This is a genomic window from Paraburkholderia phymatum (genome assembly GCF_040965635.1).
GTDB classification, from domain to species: domain Bacteria; phylum Pseudomonadota; class Gammaproteobacteria; order Burkholderiales; family Burkholderiaceae; genus Paraburkholderia; species Paraburkholderia phymatum_B.
In genome coordinates this window covers 66,147-82,276 of record NZ_JBFRCH010000013.1, presented here as the reverse complement: position 1 = coordinate 82,276, position 16,130 = coordinate 66,147, and the positions used below count along the sequence as shown (strand labels likewise).

At 59.7% G+C, this 16,130-nt stretch carries 12 protein-coding genes and 2 pseudogenes; 8 read left to right on the top strand and 6 right to left on the bottom strand.

All coding sequences use genetic code 11. The features are described 5' to 3' along the window. Positions 1-269: 269 nt before the first annotated feature. From AB4Y32_RS22090 to AB4Y32_RS22070, 5 genes and pseudogenes are all read right to left on the bottom strand, one after another. Positions 270-650 (bottom strand): annotated as a pseudogene (locus tag AB4Y32_RS22090) (integrase); the annotation flags it as partial. Between the two features lie 334 nt (positions 651-984). Beyond that, complete coding sequence (locus tag AB4Y32_RS22085; protein WP_368723381.1) at positions 985-1,992, bottom strand: dipeptidase; 1,008 nt, start codon at positions 1,990-1,992, stop codon at positions 985-987. 21 nt (positions 1,993-2,013) lie between these two features. Continuing rightward, positions 2,014-3,315, bottom strand: a complete 1,302-nt coding sequence (locus tag AB4Y32_RS22080) for an MFS transporter (RefSeq protein ID WP_368723380.1) — start codon at positions 3,313-3,315, stop codon at positions 2,014-2,016. A gap of 397 nt (positions 3,316-3,712) precedes the next feature. Next, on the bottom strand, positions 3,713-4,420 hold the full coding sequence (locus tag AB4Y32_RS22075; RefSeq protein ID WP_368723379.1) for a TetR/AcrR family transcriptional regulator: 708 nt from the start codon (positions 4,418-4,420) through the stop codon (positions 3,713-3,715). 344 nt (positions 4,421-4,764) lie between these two features. Further along, positions 4,765-5,454, bottom strand: coding sequence for a TetR/AcrR family transcriptional regulator (locus tag AB4Y32_RS22070; RefSeq protein ID WP_368723378.1), 690 nt, complete (start codon positions 5,452-5,454; stop codon positions 4,765-4,767). A 249-nt stretch (positions 5,455-5,703) separates the two neighbouring features. On the opposite strand from AB4Y32_RS22070, the gene AB4Y32_RS22065 reads away from it, so the two are divergent. The 5 genes and pseudogenes from AB4Y32_RS22065 (at position 5,704) to AB4Y32_RS22045 (ending at position 11,063) form a co-directional block, all read left to right on the top strand. After that, a complete protein-coding gene (locus AB4Y32_RS22065) occupies positions 5,704-7,032 on the top strand; it encodes an NAD(P)/FAD-dependent oxidoreductase (protein WP_368723377.1) in 1,329 nt (442 codons plus the stop codon). A 54-nt stretch (positions 7,033-7,086) separates the two neighbouring features. After that, positions 7,087-7,416, top strand: coding sequence for a hypothetical protein (locus tag AB4Y32_RS22060; RefSeq protein WP_368723376.1), 330 nt, complete (start codon positions 7,087-7,089; stop codon positions 7,414-7,416). A 17-nt stretch (positions 7,417-7,433) separates the two neighbouring features. Continuing rightward, a pseudogene (locus tag AB4Y32_RS22055) lies at positions 7,434-8,798 on the top strand (amino acid permease). Between the two features lie 25 nt (positions 8,799-8,823). Further along, a complete protein-coding gene (hppD, locus tag AB4Y32_RS22050; protein WP_368723375.1) occupies positions 8,824-9,909 on the top strand; it encodes a 4-hydroxyphenylpyruvate dioxygenase in 1,086 nt (361 codons plus the stop codon). Between the two features lie 5 nt (positions 9,910-9,914). Beyond that, the gene (locus AB4Y32_RS22045) at positions 9,915-11,063 is read left to right on the top strand and encodes a branched-chain amino acid ABC transporter substrate-binding protein (RefSeq protein WP_368723374.1); all 1,149 of its coding nucleotides are present in this window, start codon (positions 9,915-9,917) and stop codon (positions 11,061-11,063) included. Between the two features lie 530 nt (positions 11,064-11,593). Here the strand turns inward: AB4Y32_RS22045 and AB4Y32_RS22040 are convergent. Then, on the bottom strand, positions 11,594-11,839 hold the full coding sequence (locus tag AB4Y32_RS22040; protein ID WP_368723373.1) for a hypothetical protein: 246 nt from the start codon (positions 11,837-11,839) through the stop codon (positions 11,594-11,596). A 234-nt stretch (positions 11,840-12,073) separates the two neighbouring features. Here AB4Y32_RS22040 and tcuA point away from each other — a divergent pair, with 234 nt between their 5' ends. From tcuA to AB4Y32_RS22025, 3 genes are all read left to right on the top strand, one after another. Beyond that, complete coding sequence (tcuA, locus tag AB4Y32_RS22035) at positions 12,074-13,477, top strand: FAD-dependent tricarballylate dehydrogenase TcuA (RefSeq protein WP_368723472.1); 1,404 nt, start codon at positions 12,074-12,076, stop codon at positions 13,475-13,477. Further along, complete coding sequence (gene tcuB, locus AB4Y32_RS22030) at positions 13,464-14,636, top strand: tricarballylate utilization 4Fe-4S protein TcuB (protein WP_368723372.1); 1,173 nt, start codon at positions 13,464-13,466, stop codon at positions 14,634-14,636. The genes tcuA and tcuB overlap by 14 nt, the downstream gene beginning before the upstream one ends. 158 nt (positions 14,637-14,794) lie before the next feature. Then, a complete protein-coding gene (locus tag AB4Y32_RS22025; protein ID WP_368723371.1) occupies positions 14,795-16,105 on the top strand; it encodes an MFS transporter in 1,311 nt (436 codons plus the stop codon). Positions 16,106-16,130: the final 25 nt, after the last annotated feature.

The following is a 16,130-nucleotide window of genomic DNA, read 5'->3' as shown; positions in this document are numbered from 1 at the left end:
GCGCACCCTATCCGGTAGCCATTCGCGAGCTTGGCCTCGCAGATCACTTGATAAAAAGCATAGTGCTCCCACGCAAATGCCGTGAGGGACTTGCGATTGACGACACACATAGCAAGACGAGCGAGGGCCCTGCCGAATGAAGCCCGACAAATCGGCGCCCGCCCTGCGGTCCAAAAAGCACGTCCCAGCCGGAGACTTGATCAGTAGAGGGCTTTTAGTGTCCAGCACACAGACTCAAATGATCATTTGAATGACCGCCGGGTCGCAACTGAGGCACGCAGCCGGCTCGGAAAGAGATAGTCGGCAGAATTCAGTCCTCGTGCAGAAATCCATGCCGCGATACTCAGCCGGGCCAACTCGGTGATTTCGAACTACACCGGCCGTTGAGTTTTCTGCTGCATGAACGTTGCCCGAGAGACCACGTGACCTCCCACGCAAACATCCTGCACTTGCAGCCGCGTCAGATCGCACGCGCGAAGCTTGCTGTCGATCGCGAGGTTGAACAATGCCAACTCACGAACATTCGACGACGTCTGAAGTCGCGTTCGAATGGACCAGATTTCACGAAGTTTTAACGGTGGCTTCTGGCCGGCCAACCTGCCCTTGTTCCACGGCACCCGCCGCCCAGCGGAAGAATTAAGCGTTTCCATGTCAACTCCTCTCCAACGAAGGGAGATCGATTGTGCGCTTCGAAAATGGGCGCTTTTCGACCCCTATGCCCAGTCGCAACTATGCGCAGATGGTCGGTCGCTGACGGCGCCGACACAGGCATGGCACAGTGCCGGCAAGGCTGGCGAGCGGCGATAGTCACGAAAGGAAACGCCACTAATACAGACCCTCTCACCCAGTCGAGAGGCATGTCCATCCCCGACGCGTGCCGCGCGACAAACAGGATGAGCGTGCGTGCCAGCGTCAATCAATAAACGATTGCCGGGGCCATTCGTCGCACGTCTCTCGTCCCGATTGTCGCGCCACAAGGAAACGCTACTTCCAGATTTGTTGCATCAGTCGCGCCCAGTTTTCTCCGAGAATCAGGCGGACATATTTCTCCGAATATCCGCGATCAAGCAGCATTTGCGTGATTTGGGGAACCCGCTCCGGCTCAATCTGCTTGACGTCAGGTCGCGAATATCCGCCTTCTTCGGGCCACTTGCTGGCTTCCGAGGCCGCCGATGCAATCAGTGCCGGCAGGTCGGGAACATAGTCAAAACCGAAGCCAACATGTTCGGGACCAACGAGTTCAGCGACATAGTCAATCTGGTCGACGAACTTCCCGATCGACGCATCGTCATCTCCAGTGAAGATGCTAAGGCCGGTCAAGCCAATCACACCTCCGCTCTGTGCAATCGCCTTGATCTGGTCATCACGGTAGCAGCGCGGGTGCTCATGGAACTTCCATATGTTGCCATGGCTGACAATCACGGGCCGATCAGAAAACTCAATTGCTTCCATAGAGGCGTTGTAGCTCGTGTGTGCCACATCGACGAACATACCGACGCGATTCATCTCGGTGATCAGTTCCCGTCCGAAGCGGCTCAGGCCACTTCCGCCGACTTCGTGACAGCCATCGGCCACAAAATTCTTCTGGTTGTAAGCCATCAACATATGCCTGATGCCGAGCTTATAAAAAACTTCGACGAGCTTCAGTTCACGCCCCACCGGGACTGTCCCCTGAAAATGCAATCCAATGGCGACCTTGCCTTCCCTTTTCGCACGGAGGACGTCCTCGTATTTGTCGACCAGGATGCATTCATCTGGCTGTGACTGGAGGAATGCCCGGTCACGCGCGACAGCGCGAATGGCATCCAGAGTTGAAGATTCGTCACCGGCGACGGTGAAGGACACAAAATTGAATCCCGCTTCGCGCAGTTTCCGGGGCACCTCGTCCTTGATTGCCTGGGAGCCAGGCGTGCGCCATGGAAGAGTCATGTCGCACACCATTGCATCGGCATGCAAGTTGGCGGCTTGCTCAGAGATATTCCAGTTGTTCATTTCTATTTCCTAACACAGGCTTTAGAGGTTTTGCTGATGGACCCTACCTATGAGCAGGTTCGTCACCAGCAATGAGGTGATGCCAATTGCTCCCAGGTAGTACGCCGGGACGAGCGAGCTTCCGGTTTTCGCAATCAGAACGGTCACAAAGTAAAGCGATGAGGCGCCGAAAACAGTTGCACTGATGTTGTACGCAAGCCCCATCGCAGTCGCTCTTATTGCAACCGGGAAGAGATACGCCATAAGACGCGGCATGGCGGCGCTGATGGATGAGCCCAGCACGGAAAAGATCGCAGCGCTGATCATGAGTTTCGATAGCGAAGGGGATGTGCTCAGCCAACTGTATAGCGGCACTACGCAGAGGATAAGCACCAGGAGACTCACGCTGAATTGCCGCCGGGCGCCGAGTCGGTCGGAGAGAGCTCCGAAGATCGGCATGCAAAGCATTCCAACGACGCCATTGACGACCAGGGCGACAAAAGGCACATACATGGGCAACTTGAGCGTCTTGACCACGTAGGTCGGCGCGTAGACAAGCAATATGTAGGACGACGAGTTGACGATTGCCGCGAGTGCCACAGCGATCACAATCCCCAGCGCAGCCTGTCGCATGTGCTGTCCCACAGGTACTTTCTTCTGGAGCGTATCCGATGATGAACTGTATGCTTCGGATTCCGGAAGGTACCTACGCACGTAGTACCCTACCGGGGCGATTAGCAAACCAATGACGAACGGAATCCGCCATCCCCACGAATCCCTTGTCTCCGGCGACATCCCCACTGTGATGAGCAGGCCTACGGCAGCCGCGAGGACCGTGGCGATCTGCGGACCGCTGCTATAAAGGCCGCTATAAAAGCCTCGCTTCTCCACCGGGACGGACTCGAGAAGATAGGTTGACGCACTGGAGAACTCGCCCCCGCTCGAAAACGCCTGTAGCAATCGCGCCACGACGAGCAGAACCGTGGAGAACACGCCTATGGATTCGTACGTCGGGACAAACACCATGAGCAACATTGCGACAGTCATGGTCATCATGATCAGTGACAGGGCCGGCTTGCGGCCGCGTCTATCTGCGTATATACCGATGAGCAGGCCTCCGATTGGCCTCGCTACGAATGAGAGCGCGAAGGTTGCGAAGGTCGAAAGAAGCGCCGCGGTTTCATCGCCTGCGGGGAAGAATTTCCTGGCGATAAAAACGGCCATGAACCCGTAGACGATAAAGTCATACCACTCCAGGGCGTTGCCGAGGATCGTGGCGAACAGTGCGGTTTTACGACCAGTAGCTTCTGCTGGAACGATGGAGCGAATCTCTGCGGGAGTCATTTGAAGCCCTGCACGGAGTGAGCATGCGGGCAGTCTAGACGTCCAATTTGATAAAAACAATATGCATGTAATGTTACTTGTATCTTAAAGAGGTCATCGTTTACCCTGCACGAAGATGCTATGCCTCTTGCTCGGGGGCCGAGGCGCTGGGGTTCACTGTGCTCACGACGCAGGCAGCAAAACGAAGGCACTCACGAGCGAAATCCCGCCGTGCGGCTCACGCGTCTTTCTGGCCCCGAATGTCGTCCGGCCAGGTGGTTTGCGGTAGAGAAGTGCAGCGAGCTATCCGAGCGAGGAATTCTGGGTCACAAGTATGGATAGAGACTCGATGCGTCGGGTGACCCGGGACCAGGCAACTGCTCCACTGCGGGCGCCAAGCTCTCGCCGAAGGGGAGAATCAGGTGCGGTCCCGTCTACGCGCGCCGGTGCGGTTAACTGCGACTGTCTGTTTGCGCCTGCTGGCGTGCGAGTCGGTGCACGCCCGCACGATAGCGTCGACGAGAGCCTTCAACTGGTCACTATTCTTGTCGGGCGGATCACCGAACCATGCAAGCATTCCGATGCCCCGCAGGCTTGAGAAGACGAACTTTGCAAATCCCTCTGCGTTTTCCGACGAATTGAGTTCAGGGAACGACTCAAGAAAGCAGGAGGTCATCTCCCTAACCCAATCTCCACGCATTTCATTCAACCGGTCCGCGAGAGCGGGAGACGTGTGACACCCGAAATGAAGATGCCAGGAGGCGAGATAACGTTCGTTGCCATAAATCGCCTGCCACGCGTGCTCGACGAAACTGGACGCGCGGTCCCGAACCGGCATTTCACGACTCGGCCAGATCGACCCGCCCGCCTTCCGCTCTTCGAAAACAAGGTCGATGATTTTGGTAAGCAGGATATCCTTCGAACCGTAGTGATGCTGCAGCGCGCCGGCGGTCACACCAGCTTCGCGCGCAATCTCCGTGAAAGTTGCTCCCTGTACTCCCTGCGTGCGGATGACACGTAGCGCCGCATCAAGTATCCGTGCCTGTGTCTCTTCGCGCCGCGAAGCTTGGGTCCGCCGGCGATGTGCCTGCGATGGTCTCTCGTTCGAAGATTCGCTGCTCTGCATTTTGCGCTTCCGCATCTGTTCGGGTAGTGACCTACCGACGCCAGATTTTATCCCACGCAGAGTTGTCACCCTCTTTGAGTTGACCACCTGCAAGTTCCATAGCAGATCGGATGCACCGATGCGTCCTCGGTGCAGACTGGTCACTCAAACTTCGTCCCGGATTGACGGCCCAACCCCGCCCGGTGCAGCCGTCCGACGGACCGCGACATGGTCATTTTCACTGGCAGGTAATGGCCTTGCCGTCGAGGACCCCTCAAGTAATTTTTCGACCTTCGTGAAGGCTCCTTTGCAAGCCGCTGCGCATGCTCGATGCAACGTCGCGCAGCCAGCAGCGTTGGCCCACTTCAGTCCAGTGTTGCGACCTTGCGCGGCTGGCGCGCTTTCGACTTCACCCTGGGCAAATCGACAACGCCCGGCGAGCACGCCCTGACGATGGTCTCGACGAGGGCCTGAAGCTCCTCGCGCTTCTCGCTCGACGATACGTCGAACAGTTCAAATACGCCCAGACCGCGTAGCGTGGAAAACACCGACGTCGTAAATCCTTTCGGGTGCGGATGGTGTTCATCAAGTTCAGGAAACGCCGCCCGAAACAGCGAAAAAAACTTCTTGTCCTCGCTCGCGCGCTTGGCATCGATACGAGTGAAGATCGATGGGGTGGCCTTGCAGCCGAAGAACAGGCTCCACGCCGTGAGGTAACCGGGAGCGCCGAAAATCTGCTTCCATGCCTGCAGGACAAACGCTTCTGCACGCTCGCGCAATGGAAGCGCGGGATCCGGCCACACCCCACCGTGGTCACTCAATGGTGCCATCGCTTCGTCGACCAGTCGCTCCATCAGCGCATCCCGGCTTTCAAAGTGGTGTTGCAGAGCGCCGAGCGAGACGTTGGCCCCTCGTGCGATCTTCTGCAACGTCGCGCTTTTGAAGCCCTCCTCGCGAAGCAGCCGCTGCGCTGATTCGATAATTTTTCGCTGCGTCACCTCGATGCGTTCGCTTTGCGGCGTTCGCGTACGCGCGGGTTGTGATGGTGATTCCATGGTTCTCGCCTGTTCAGTCACACGAAAACAATAATAAATACTTCTCGGTTATTCGCAATCCCATTCCGCACGGACCTGCTGCCGATCCCGCGGCTCGCATGCGCGGTAGCACCGCTTTTATTCCTCTTGCTCGCAGCGCCCATCTCTGGCAGGATAGGTACAAACACCAATAATAATAATTTATTGTTTTTCTATAGTTGAGGTCTCCGCCGCAGTTCGCGGCCTCGTGCAACCTCAACCGGATCTGACATGCCCCGCCTGATTGACCGCCTCCCGAACGACGACCACACCAATGGCTGGAGCGCCCTGCTGCCCGGGCGTTCGCCGCGGCCGTCACTCGTCGGCGAGCGGGATTTCGACTGGGTCGTGATTGGGGCCGGATATGCGGGACTGGCGGCAGCCCGCAGGCTGGCCGCGCTTCGGCCAGGTGAATCGGTCGCCGTGGTGGAAAGTGGCGTCGTGGGAGAAAACGCGTCGGGACGCAATTCCGGCTTCGCGATCGACCTGCCGCACGCGCCTTCCACCTCCGCGGCGTCCGTTGAACAGGGTCGCCGCGCGATCCGCGTCGGACGCTTTGCGCTCGCCGAGCTCGAACGACTCATCCAGGACCATCGCATCGAATGCGACTGGGAGCGACGTGGCCGCTATCACGCTGCCGTGACGAGTGAGGTCGCCAGCAAGGTGCTCGATACGTATGCGTCGAATCTGCGCGTGTGGGGCGAACCGTTTGAGCCGCTCATGCGCGACGAACTCGAAGGCCGGCTCGGCACGCGCTATTACCACTCGGCGATTTACACATCGGGCACCTGCCTGATGAATCCCGCAGCGCTTGTGCGCGGTCTCGCCGACAGCCTTCCGCCCGAAGTCGAGCTGTTCGAAAACTCGCCGGTTGTCGAGGTTGAATTCAATGGACCTTCGCCGTTCGTACGAACCACCATCGGCCGCATCCGGTTCGGCAAGCTCATTCTCGCCGTCAACGCGTTCTCGGCTTCCTTTCGCGTCTTCCAGGACAGGCAGATTCCGGTTCTGCTCTTCGCGAGTCTGACGAAGCCGCTGACGCCGGAACAGCAGGCAAGACTCGGCACGGACGCTAGCTGGGGCATCACGCCTGCGCATGGCGTAGCTGGCTCGACGCTTCGGCTCACCGCAGACAAGCGGCTGCTGATTCGCCAGGGCTTCGATTATTCCCCGTCGCTGACCACCAACGAGGCGCGTCGTGATGCTGCTCGCGCGAAGCACATGGAACTGCTCGCGCGCCGCTTCGGACACCTCGGTGGTTCGCTCGACATCGAACACTTCTGGATGGGATGGCTCGCCGTTTCGCACAACCACGCGCCCGCCTTCGGCCAGGTCAGCGATAACGTCTATGCCGCCGCCTGTTGCAACGGCGCGGGCATCGTGCGTCACACCGCAGCGGGGATGCTGATCGCAGAACTCGCAAACGGTCAGCGCAGCGAGTTGACCGATGACTTTCTGGTTCAGGGCACGGCCAGCTATATCCCGCCCCGGCCTATCCGTGACATCGGCGTGCATCTGACGCTGATGCGTGAACGCGCTTCGGGTCGGCACGAAATCTAGCGCAGCGCGCATGCGCGTCGCGCACCACTTTTATTCAATCAAGGAGACGTAGCAATGCGGAGCATCCGACTGATCAAGGGCGACTCGATCCAGACCGAGGATCGTGGCGGAGCCGCCGATGGCACGGCAGAAATCTCATGGGCCATTTCCGACAAGGAGGGCGCGGTCCTGCCCTGCGGCTTCGGACGCTGGCACGAAGCACTGTGCGAGCCCAAGACGCTTACCTATGACGAAGTGATCCTCGTGCTCGAAGGCATGTTCGGCGTCGAAGCCAGCGATGGCATTCGCGTCGAAGGCCGTCCCGGCGACGTGATCCAGCTCTGCAAAGGCGCCACGGTCAAATATTTCGGCACTCACGCGAAGCTGTTCTTCGTGACCAACTGATACGTCAGGAGAACGGCATGCAAACCAAGTCCGCTCACGGACACCTGGAGCGCAAGCTCAGGAACCGGCACATCCAGCTCATCGCACTCGGCGGCACGATCGGCACCGGCCTCTTTCTCGGCTCCGCCGGCGTGCTCGAACTTGCCGGACCTTCGATGCTGCTGGGTTACGCCATCGGTGGCCTGGTCGCTTTTCTCATCATGCGCTTTCTCGGCGAGATGCTGGTCGAGGAACCGATCGCCGGCTCGTTCAGCCATTTTGCGAATCGCTATGGCTCGCGCTTTGTCGGCTTCCTGTCGGGCTGGAATTGCGTTGCGCTGTATGTGCTCGTCGGCATGCTCGAATTGACGGCCGTCGGCAAGTTCGTCCAGTTCTGGTGGCCGGGCATCCCCGTCTTCTTCGTGATCATCAATGGGGTGGACTTCATCAACGTGAAGATCTACGGCGAAGTGGAGTTCTGGTTTGCGCTAATCAAGATCGTCGCCGTCATTGCGATGATTGCGGTGGGTGTCTACATGATCGTCAGCACCGATCGTCCCGGACAATCGATCAGCAATCTCTGGTCGCATGGCGGGTTCTTTCCGCACGGCGTTTCCGGTCTCGTGATGGCGATGGCGTTCATCATGTTCTCGTTCGGCTTCACTGCAGCAGAAGCGGACAAGCCGCGCCAGGTCATTCCAAAAGGCAATCAACCAGTTGATCTTCCGTGTGCTGGTGTTCTACATCGGGTCGATGGCGGTGTTGCTGATGCTGTCGCCGTGGGACCATTTGCTCGGCCAGCTCAAGACGGACGGCGGCACATACAGCAACAGCCCGTTCGTACTCGTCTTCTCGGGCATCGGCGAAACCCTGGCGGCAAACGTCCTCAACTTTGTGATCCTGACGGCGACGCTCTCCGTCTATAACAGCATGGTGTATTGCAACAGCCGGTTGCTCTACGGCATGGCAAGTGAAGGCAACGCGCCGAAGTCGCTGATGCAGGTGAACAGCCGTGGCGTGCCTGTTCGGGCCATCGTCTATCCGGCGATCTTCACCGCGCTGTGCATCGTGCTGAATTACGTTGCGCCGGCGAGCGTGATCGAAATCCTGATGTCACTGATCGTGGCCGCACTCGTCATCACGTGGGTCACCATCGTCGCGACGCATCTGCGCTTCCGCAAATCGCGCATGGCGCGCGGCATGAAGTTGGGATTTCCTGCTCCCTTTGCCCCATTACCAACTATCTGTGCCTTGCCTTCATGGCGCTGATCGTCGGCGTCATGCTGCTGACACCGGGCATCCGTGCTTCCGCGTTTGCGATCCCGGTGTGGATCGGCGTCCTGTACTTCGCATATCGCTGCGTGCGGGGCCGTCACGCCGAAGCTGTCATGGCCTCGTCCTGATTCACGTTACTTCTGGAATATCGTCATGTCTGATCTCTTTGAAAACCCGATGGGCCTGATGGGCTTCGAATTCGTCGAGTTTGTATCGCCCACGCCTGGCGTGTTGGAACCGCTATTCGAGAAGCTCGGCTTCACGATGGTCGCACGGCATCGCAGCAAGCAGGTCGTGCTGTTCCGCCAGGGCGATATCAACTTCATCGTCAACAACGAGCCCAACAGTGTCGCATCGTATTTCGGCGCGGAACATGGACCCTCTGCATGTGGCCTGGCATTCCGGGTGAAGGACGCTCATCAGGCCTACGCGCGCGCACTGGAACTCGGCGCGCAGCCAGTCGATATCCCGACGGGCCCGATGGAATTGCGCCTGCCTGCGATCAAGGGCATTGGCGGCGCACCGCTCTATCTGATCGACCGCTTCGAAGACGGCAAAAGTATCTACGACATCGACTTCGAGTACCTGCACGGCGTGGATCGCCATCCGGTCGGTCACGGCTTCAAGGTTGTCGACCATCTGACGCACAACGTCTATCGCGGACGCATGGCGCATTGGGCCTCGTTCTACGAGAAGTTTTTCAACTTCCGCGAGATCCGCTATTTCGACATCCAGGGCGAATACACGGGACTGACTTCCAAGGCGCTGACTGCGCCCGACGGCAAGATTCGCATCCCGCTCAACGAAGAATCCAAACAGGGTTCCGGACAGATCGAAGAGTTCCTGATGCAGTTCAACGGCGAAGGCATCCAGCACGTGGCGCTGCTGACCGATGATATTTTCAAAAGCGTCGACGCCTTGCAGATGGCCGGCATCCCAATGATGACCGGTCCCAACGACATCTATTACGAAATGCTGGAAGAACGCCTGCCCGGTCACGGCGAGAATGTCGGCGAGTTGCAGGCACGCGGACTACTGCTCGACGGCACGACCAAAGACGGCAGCAAGCGCCTGCTGGTGCAAATCTTCTCGCAGGCGCTGCTCGGTCCGTTGTTTTTCGAGTTCTTCCAGCGCAAGGGCGACGACGGTTTCGGCGAAGGCAATTTCAAGGCGCTGTTCCAGTCGATGGAGCGCGACCAGATCAGGCGTGGTGTTCTTCAGACATTGGACGCAAGGTGATGAGCATGCAATCGAAAACTCAACTCATGCTGCTCGTCGGTTGCACTGTGCTGCTGACGGGTGTTGCGCACGCGGACCAGACGGTCACGATCGGCTTTGGCGGCCCGCTGACGGGGCAAGTTGCGCACGTCGGAAAGGATGCGGAAAACGGCGTGCGGCTTGCGATCGAGGATGCCAACGCCGCCGGCATCAAGATCAAGGGGCAACCGGTCCATTTCCAACTCGTATCGGAAGACGATGCGGCTGATCCCAAGACGGCCGTCACAGTCGCACAGAAATTCGTCGATCAGAAAGTGAACGGCGTGGTCGGCCACATCACATCGGGCGCGACGATTCCGGCATCGAAAGTGTATTCGACTGCGGGGATACCGCAGGTCTCGCCATCGGCGACGAACCCTGAACTGACGAGACAGGGCTTCGCTACCGCGCATCGGGTAATCGGCGACGACAGCGAAGTCGGACGCGTCATCGCCCAGTACATGGGAAAAACAAAGGGATACAAGCGCGTTGCCGTTATCGATGACCGGTCGTCCTATGGCCAGGGCCTTGCGGATGTCGTCGTCAAGGAACTGAAGGCCGCAGGCGTCGACGTGGTCGACCGTGAGTTCGTTTCCGACAAGACTGTGGACTTCCGCGGCATTCTCACGTCGATCAAGTCGAAAGATGCGCAGACTGTGTTTTATGGCGGCGTCGACGCGCAGGCTGGCCCACTTCGCAAGCAGATGATGAACCTTGCGATGAGGATTCCGCTCGTTGGGTCGGCGATCGAAACCGACAAGTTCGTCGAACTTGCCGGTCCGACTGCAGCCGAAGGCACTGTTTCAGCCGAGTCCGGTCAGCCGCTCGAGAAGATGAAAAATGGCCCCGCCTTTGCCGCGAAGTACAAGAAATTCGGCTCGGTCGTGCTATTCGCACCGTATGCGTACGATGCCACCTGGGCGCTGATCAACTCGATGAAACTGGCTGATTCGACCGCGCCGGCTGACTATCTGCCTGCGATGAAGAAGGTCGAGTTCGATGGTGTGACCGGGAAGATTGCTTTCGATACCAAAGGCGAGCTTCGTGCAGCCGCTGTTACGTTGTATGAGGCGAAAGGCGGAAAATTCCAGCCGGTGAGCACGATGACAAGTTCACGCAACTCCGCGCAAAACTGAACTGGGCGAGCTCGCAAGTGCGACGGCCAGCGACGCTGGTCGCTGGTCGTCGATGCGCTATCGGCTCCAACGAACTGAACGACCGCTTGCAAGCCTGGAACGGCCGCCGGAGTTCGCACGAAAGGGCGACGATGAATGTCTATTCGTGGCCGGGAGTACGCATTCACCCAACCTGCCGGGAGCTGCCATTGATGACTCCAGCGTCCGCTCCTGAGAACGTTCGCTGAACTGGTGCTTGCGGTCATCCGTAGCCGTTCACCATCGGCATCACACGGTCATTTCCGCGGCCGCTCCGAATCCCAAACTGCGGATCTCCGAACGTGGGTCGTGTGATTCCTGAGCGATCACTACGTCGACGGAGTCAACTGCGTCGCATCAACCTTGTGAAAGTGGCTGACGGACCGCGAAACGATCCCGTTGTCCGGACGACCGCCGCTGATTCGCTTCATGAGCCCAGTGCAGACCTTCCATTTATTTTTCCGCGTGATTCGACCTGGTCTGCACACGGGTGAATACGCCTGTTGCTATGTTTAGCAGTGGCTCGTGTCCAGCCAAACGCGCCAGCGAACGGTTGGAGACGCATCACGAGTTCCCACGCTGCTTTTTTCGATGCGGGTGATCCGGCGAGTCGCCGATGTGGCCGGTAAGATGTGCAGGAACAGAACAACATTGTCAGCCGGTTCCGGCATGGAAAGGTCCATGGTTGGCGTTGCCAGCAACTTGACGTGACAACGCCCTGGCCATAACTGCCAGCGAGCCTTGAGCTCTTCACCCATCACGTCTCGCCTGACCTGCCTCTTGCAGAGAAAGGGACGCGGTCGCCCCAATACTCCCGCAACGCGGCGCCGATACATAGCAGCAGCATTCCGTCTGCGACGCATGTCCATTGCGCTATCAAGCATGATGTGTATCCCTTACGTCGCTGCCTTGTTCCGTTTTTTGCCCGTGGACACCGCAGGCGCGATTGGTGCTTGTTTCGATTCGACTCGATGACCCTGGTTGCACTCGACATGGTCGACGTCCTTGTAATCGGCGGCGGCAATGCCGCGCTCTGCGCTGCGCTGATGGCGCGCGAAGCGGGCGCGTCAGTGCTGCTCGTCGAAGCGTCGCCGCGCGAATGGCGCGGCGGCAATTCACAGCACACGCGCAATCTGCGCTGCATGCACGACGGCCCTGCGGACGTGCTAGTCGGCGAGTATCCCGAAGAAGAGTTCTGGCAAGATCTGTTGAAAGTCACGGGCGGGCGGACGAACGAAGCGCTCGCCCGCCTCGTGATCCGTGCCTCGTCGACCTGCCGTCCGTGGATGCGCCGTCACGGCGTGCGCTTCCAGCCGTCGCTGTCGGGTGCGCTGCACACGGCGCGTACCAACGCGTTCTTCATGGGCGGCGGTAAGGCGCTCGTCAACGCGTACTACCGCAGCGCCGAGCGGCTCGGAGTGAAGATCCGCTACGAGTCACCCGTCGAGCAGCTGGAGTTCGATGGACGGCGCTTTATCGCGGCTTACGTGGGCGCCGAGCGCATCACGGCGGGCAGTTGCGTGCTCGCAGCCGGGGGCTTCGAATCGAACCGCGAGTGGCTGCGCGCCGCGTGGGGCCAGAACGAGCGCGGTGAGTACCCGGCGGACAACTTCCTGATCCGCGGCTCGCGCTTCAATAACGGCGCGCTGCTGCGCTTCATGCTCGACGCTGGGGCGGATCGCATCGGCGACCCGATGCAGGCTCACATGGTTGCAATCGACGCGCGAGCGCCGCTCTATGACGGCGGGATCTGCACGCGTATCGATTGCGTGTCGCTTGGCGTTGTGGTCAACCGGGAGGCTGCGCGTTTTTACGACGAGGGCGAGGATTTCTGGCCAAAGCGCTATGCGATCTGGGGCCGGCTCGTCGCGCAGCAACCAGGGCAGATCGCCTGGTCAATCATCGATGCAAAAGCCGTCGGCCATTTCATGCCGCCCGTTTTTCCGGGCGCGCGCGCGAACAGCCTGCTGGAACTCGCGCGCGAGCTCAAGCTGGACGATGCGCGCTTCATGCAAACGCTCGACACTTACAATGCTGCATGCCGGCCCGGCACGTTCGACCACACGCAACTCGATGACTGCCGCACCGAAGGCTTGGCCCCCGCCAAAACACACTGGGCCCGTCCGATCGACACCGCGCCCTTTTTCGGCTATGCGCTGCGGCCGGGTATTACCTTCACCTATCTTGGTCTGAAGACCGATCAGACAGCCGCCGTCCATTTTGGCGGCGCCCCCAGCCCGAACCTGTTCGTGGCGGGCGAAATGATGGCGGGCAACGTGCTCGGCGAAGGCTATACAGCGGGCGTGGGCATGAGCATCGGGACGGCCTTCGGCCGCATCGCAGGAAGCAACGCGGCCGCCGCGGCACGCAAGGAGCGCGTGGATGCAGCCGCTTGAAATTCTGATTCGTGATGCCCAGGCCGCAGCGGACGGCTCGTCGTTCACTTCGCATGCCGCTCCCGAGGAGAACGAAGTCGCGCGCATCCTGCGGATCTGCAACGCATGCCGCTATTGCGAAGGCTTTTGCGCGGTGTTTCCGGCGATGACGCGGCGTCTCGAGTTCGGAGACGCTGATGTGCACTACCTCGCGAACCTCTGCCACAACTGCGGCGCGTGCCTGCACGCGTGCCAGTACGCGCCGCCGCACGAATTCGCGGTGAACGTGCCGCAGGCGATGGCTCGCGTGCGCCTGCGTACTTATCGTCTTTACGCGTGGCCTGGCGCGTTCGGCAGGCTTTACGAGCACAACGGGGTAGTGGTTTCGCTGGCGCTCGCCGCCGGCGTCGCGCTCTTTCTGATCCTCGTGCTTGCGTTGCGCGGCACCTTGTGGGGCGCAGCGCCCGGCGGGCGCTTTTACGACGTGTTCCCGCATGCACTGATGGTCGGCGTGTTCGGCCCGGTGTTCCTGTTCGCGGTCTGCGCGCTTGGCGTTGGCGTTCGGCGCTTTTGGCGCGAGATGACGCCGGGTACGGTAGGCGCCGCGGAAGCTGCCGAGGCCGGGGCGGCGGTGGCGACGCTCAGGTATCTCGGGGGTGGCCATGGCGATGGCTGCAACGACGAAGATGACCGCTTCTCGCTCGCCCGTCGGCGATTTCATCAAGCAACCTTCTATGGTTTTCTGCTGTGCTTCCTGTCGACAAGCGTCGCCACGCTTTATCACTACTTGTTCGGTCTCGAAGCGCCGTATGCATACACGAGCTTGCCGGTGCTGCTCGGCATCGCGGGCGGCGTCGGCATTGCGGTCGGCACGCCTGGCCTCGGTTGGCTGAACCTGCGGCGGCACCCGTTACAGGGTGATGCGCGACAAAACCCAGTGGATCGCGGCTTTACCGCGCTGCTTTTCTTCATCGCCGTGAGCGGGTTTGCGCTCTCCGTCTGGCGCGCGAGCGCAGCGATGCCTTTACTGCTCGCCGTTCATCTGGGCATGGTGATTGCTCTGTTTTTGACATTGCCGTATGGCAAATTCGCGCATGGCCCACTGCGCGCGGCAGCATTGCTCAGGTGGGCGATCGAGCGACGCCAGCCTGATCATCCGGGTCTTGCTGACGACTCGTAAGTGTGCCCGGCGCGGGCGCGGTGGCGTACGACGCCGTCACAACCAGGGATCGCCTCGATTAGGACTTGCGTGCGCACAGGCGCGCGGATGCATCCAACCGCACACGCGTCGCGCTCCTGAGTGCGATCGACGAGCCTGAGACCAGCAGGAGACGAACAGTGGCAACAGTAAAAGGTGCCGAGGCGCCCTCGCAGCAACAGGTCCTCAAGGTTGCGATGGCGAGCATCATCGGGTCGGTGATCGAGCAGTACGACTTTCTCGTTACGGGAGTGATCGCCGCGACCGTCTGGGGTGGCGTGTTCTTCAAGCTGCCTCATCTCGCGGCAATCGCGGCCGCGATCGGCGTATACGGCATCGGTATCGTGATCCGCCCGGTTGGCGCATTCATCTTTGGCAACATCGCCGATCGCCGCGGCCGCAAGGACGCTATGGTCTACGCGCTGTTGCTGATGGGGATCAGCACGCTGTTCATCGGGCTTACGCCGCCTTACGACAGTATTGGTATCACTGCTCCGATCCTTCTCATCGTATTCCGCCTGATGCAGGGCATCAGCTTCGGAGCCGAATTCGGCACCGCGTCGACGTGGGTCGTCGAGCAGGCGGCGAAGTCGAAGCATCGTGCGTTCTGGGGAGCCTGGGTCGGATTCGCGATTCCCATCGGCTTGCTGCTCGGCTTCGGCTCGGTCCTCATCGTCAGGTCACTGATGACGCCCGAGCATTTCACCGCCTGGGGCTGGCGGATCTTCTTCTACGTCGGTTTCGCAGTCGCGATCGTCGGCATTGTGATCCGAACCCGCACGATGGACAGCTTCGTGTTCGATCGCTTCAAGCGCGGTGCGGAAACACTCAGGATTCCGGCGGTCGTTGTGTGGCAGGAAATGCCGCTGCGCGTGCTGCGCACGTCGCTCGTGAACGCGATGTTTAGCGGCGCATTTTTCCTGTGCTTCGTATTCGGCACGAGCTACATGAAGGCAGTCGGCTTCGAAGGAACGCTCGCAGAACAGATCGGTCTCATCGCCGCCGCTTCGATGCTGATATTTATGATCATCGGCTCGCTGCTCGCAGACATCATCAACCGGCGCACGATCCTGCTGATCTCGGCCGTCGTGTTCCTCGTATGGGCGATCCCATACTTCTATCTGATCAATACCGGCAACTTCTGGCTCGCGGTACTCGCGGAGGTGATCGGCTTTGGTTTCGTGTTCGGGTTCGGCTATGGGGCGATCCCCAACTTCTATACCGAGAACTTCCCGACCCGCTTCCGCGCGTCGGGCGCGAGCGCCGGCTATCAGATCTCGCAGGTTTATGGAGGAGGTCTCATTCCGATCATCGCCGGCGTGATCCTGCACGCGTACGGGATTCATCGCGCCTATATCTATATCGGAATCTTCGTGATGTTTTACGCCGTGGCAGCAATCCTGGCGATCCTCGCAACGCCCGAAACCAAAGGTGTCGATCTCGAATCCTGATTTCACAAGGAGCGACGTGATGCCG

What these genes read in the sequence shown, in the direction of transcription:
- AB4Y32_RS22085 (WP_368723381.1), bottom strand. Translation starts at nt 1,992, where the DNA reads ATGAACAACTGGAATATCTCTGAGCAAGCCGCCAACTTGCATGCCGAT.
- AB4Y32_RS22080 (WP_368723380.1), bottom strand. Translation starts at nt 3,315, where the DNA reads ATGACTCCCGCAGAGATTCGCTCCATCGTTCCAGCAGAAGCTACTGGT.
- AB4Y32_RS22075 (WP_368723379.1), bottom strand. Translation starts at nt 4,420, where the DNA reads ATGCAGAGCAGCGAATCTTCGAACGAGAGACCATCGCAGGCACATCGC.
- AB4Y32_RS22070 (WP_368723378.1), bottom strand. Translation starts at nt 5,454, where the DNA reads ATGGAATCACCATCACAACCCGCGCGTACGCGAACGCCGCAAAGCGAA.
- AB4Y32_RS22065 (WP_368723377.1), top strand. Translation starts at nt 5,704, where the DNA reads ATGCCCCGCCTGATTGACCGCCTCCCGAACGACGACCACACCAATGGC.
- AB4Y32_RS22060 (WP_368723376.1), top strand. Translation starts at nt 7,087, where the DNA reads ATGCGGAGCATCCGACTGATCAAGGGCGACTCGATCCAGACCGAGGAT.
- hppD (WP_368723375.1), top strand. Translation starts at nt 8,824, where the DNA reads ATGTCTGATCTCTTTGAAAACCCGATGGGCCTGATGGGCTTCGAATTC.
- AB4Y32_RS22045 (WP_368723374.1), top strand. Translation starts at nt 9,915, where the DNA reads ATGCAATCGAAAACTCAACTCATGCTGCTCGTCGGTTGCACTGTGCTG.
- AB4Y32_RS22040 (WP_368723373.1), bottom strand. Translation starts at nt 11,839, where the DNA reads ATGGGTGAAGAGCTCAAGGCTCGCTGGCAGTTATGGCCAGGGCGTTGT.
- tcuA (WP_368723472.1), top strand. Translation starts at nt 12,074, where the DNA reads ATGGTCGACGTCCTTGTAATCGGCGGCGGCAATGCCGCGCTCTGCGCT.
- tcuB (WP_368723372.1), top strand. Translation starts at nt 13,464, where the DNA reads ATGCAGCCGCTTGAAATTCTGATTCGTGATGCCCAGGCCGCAGCGGAC.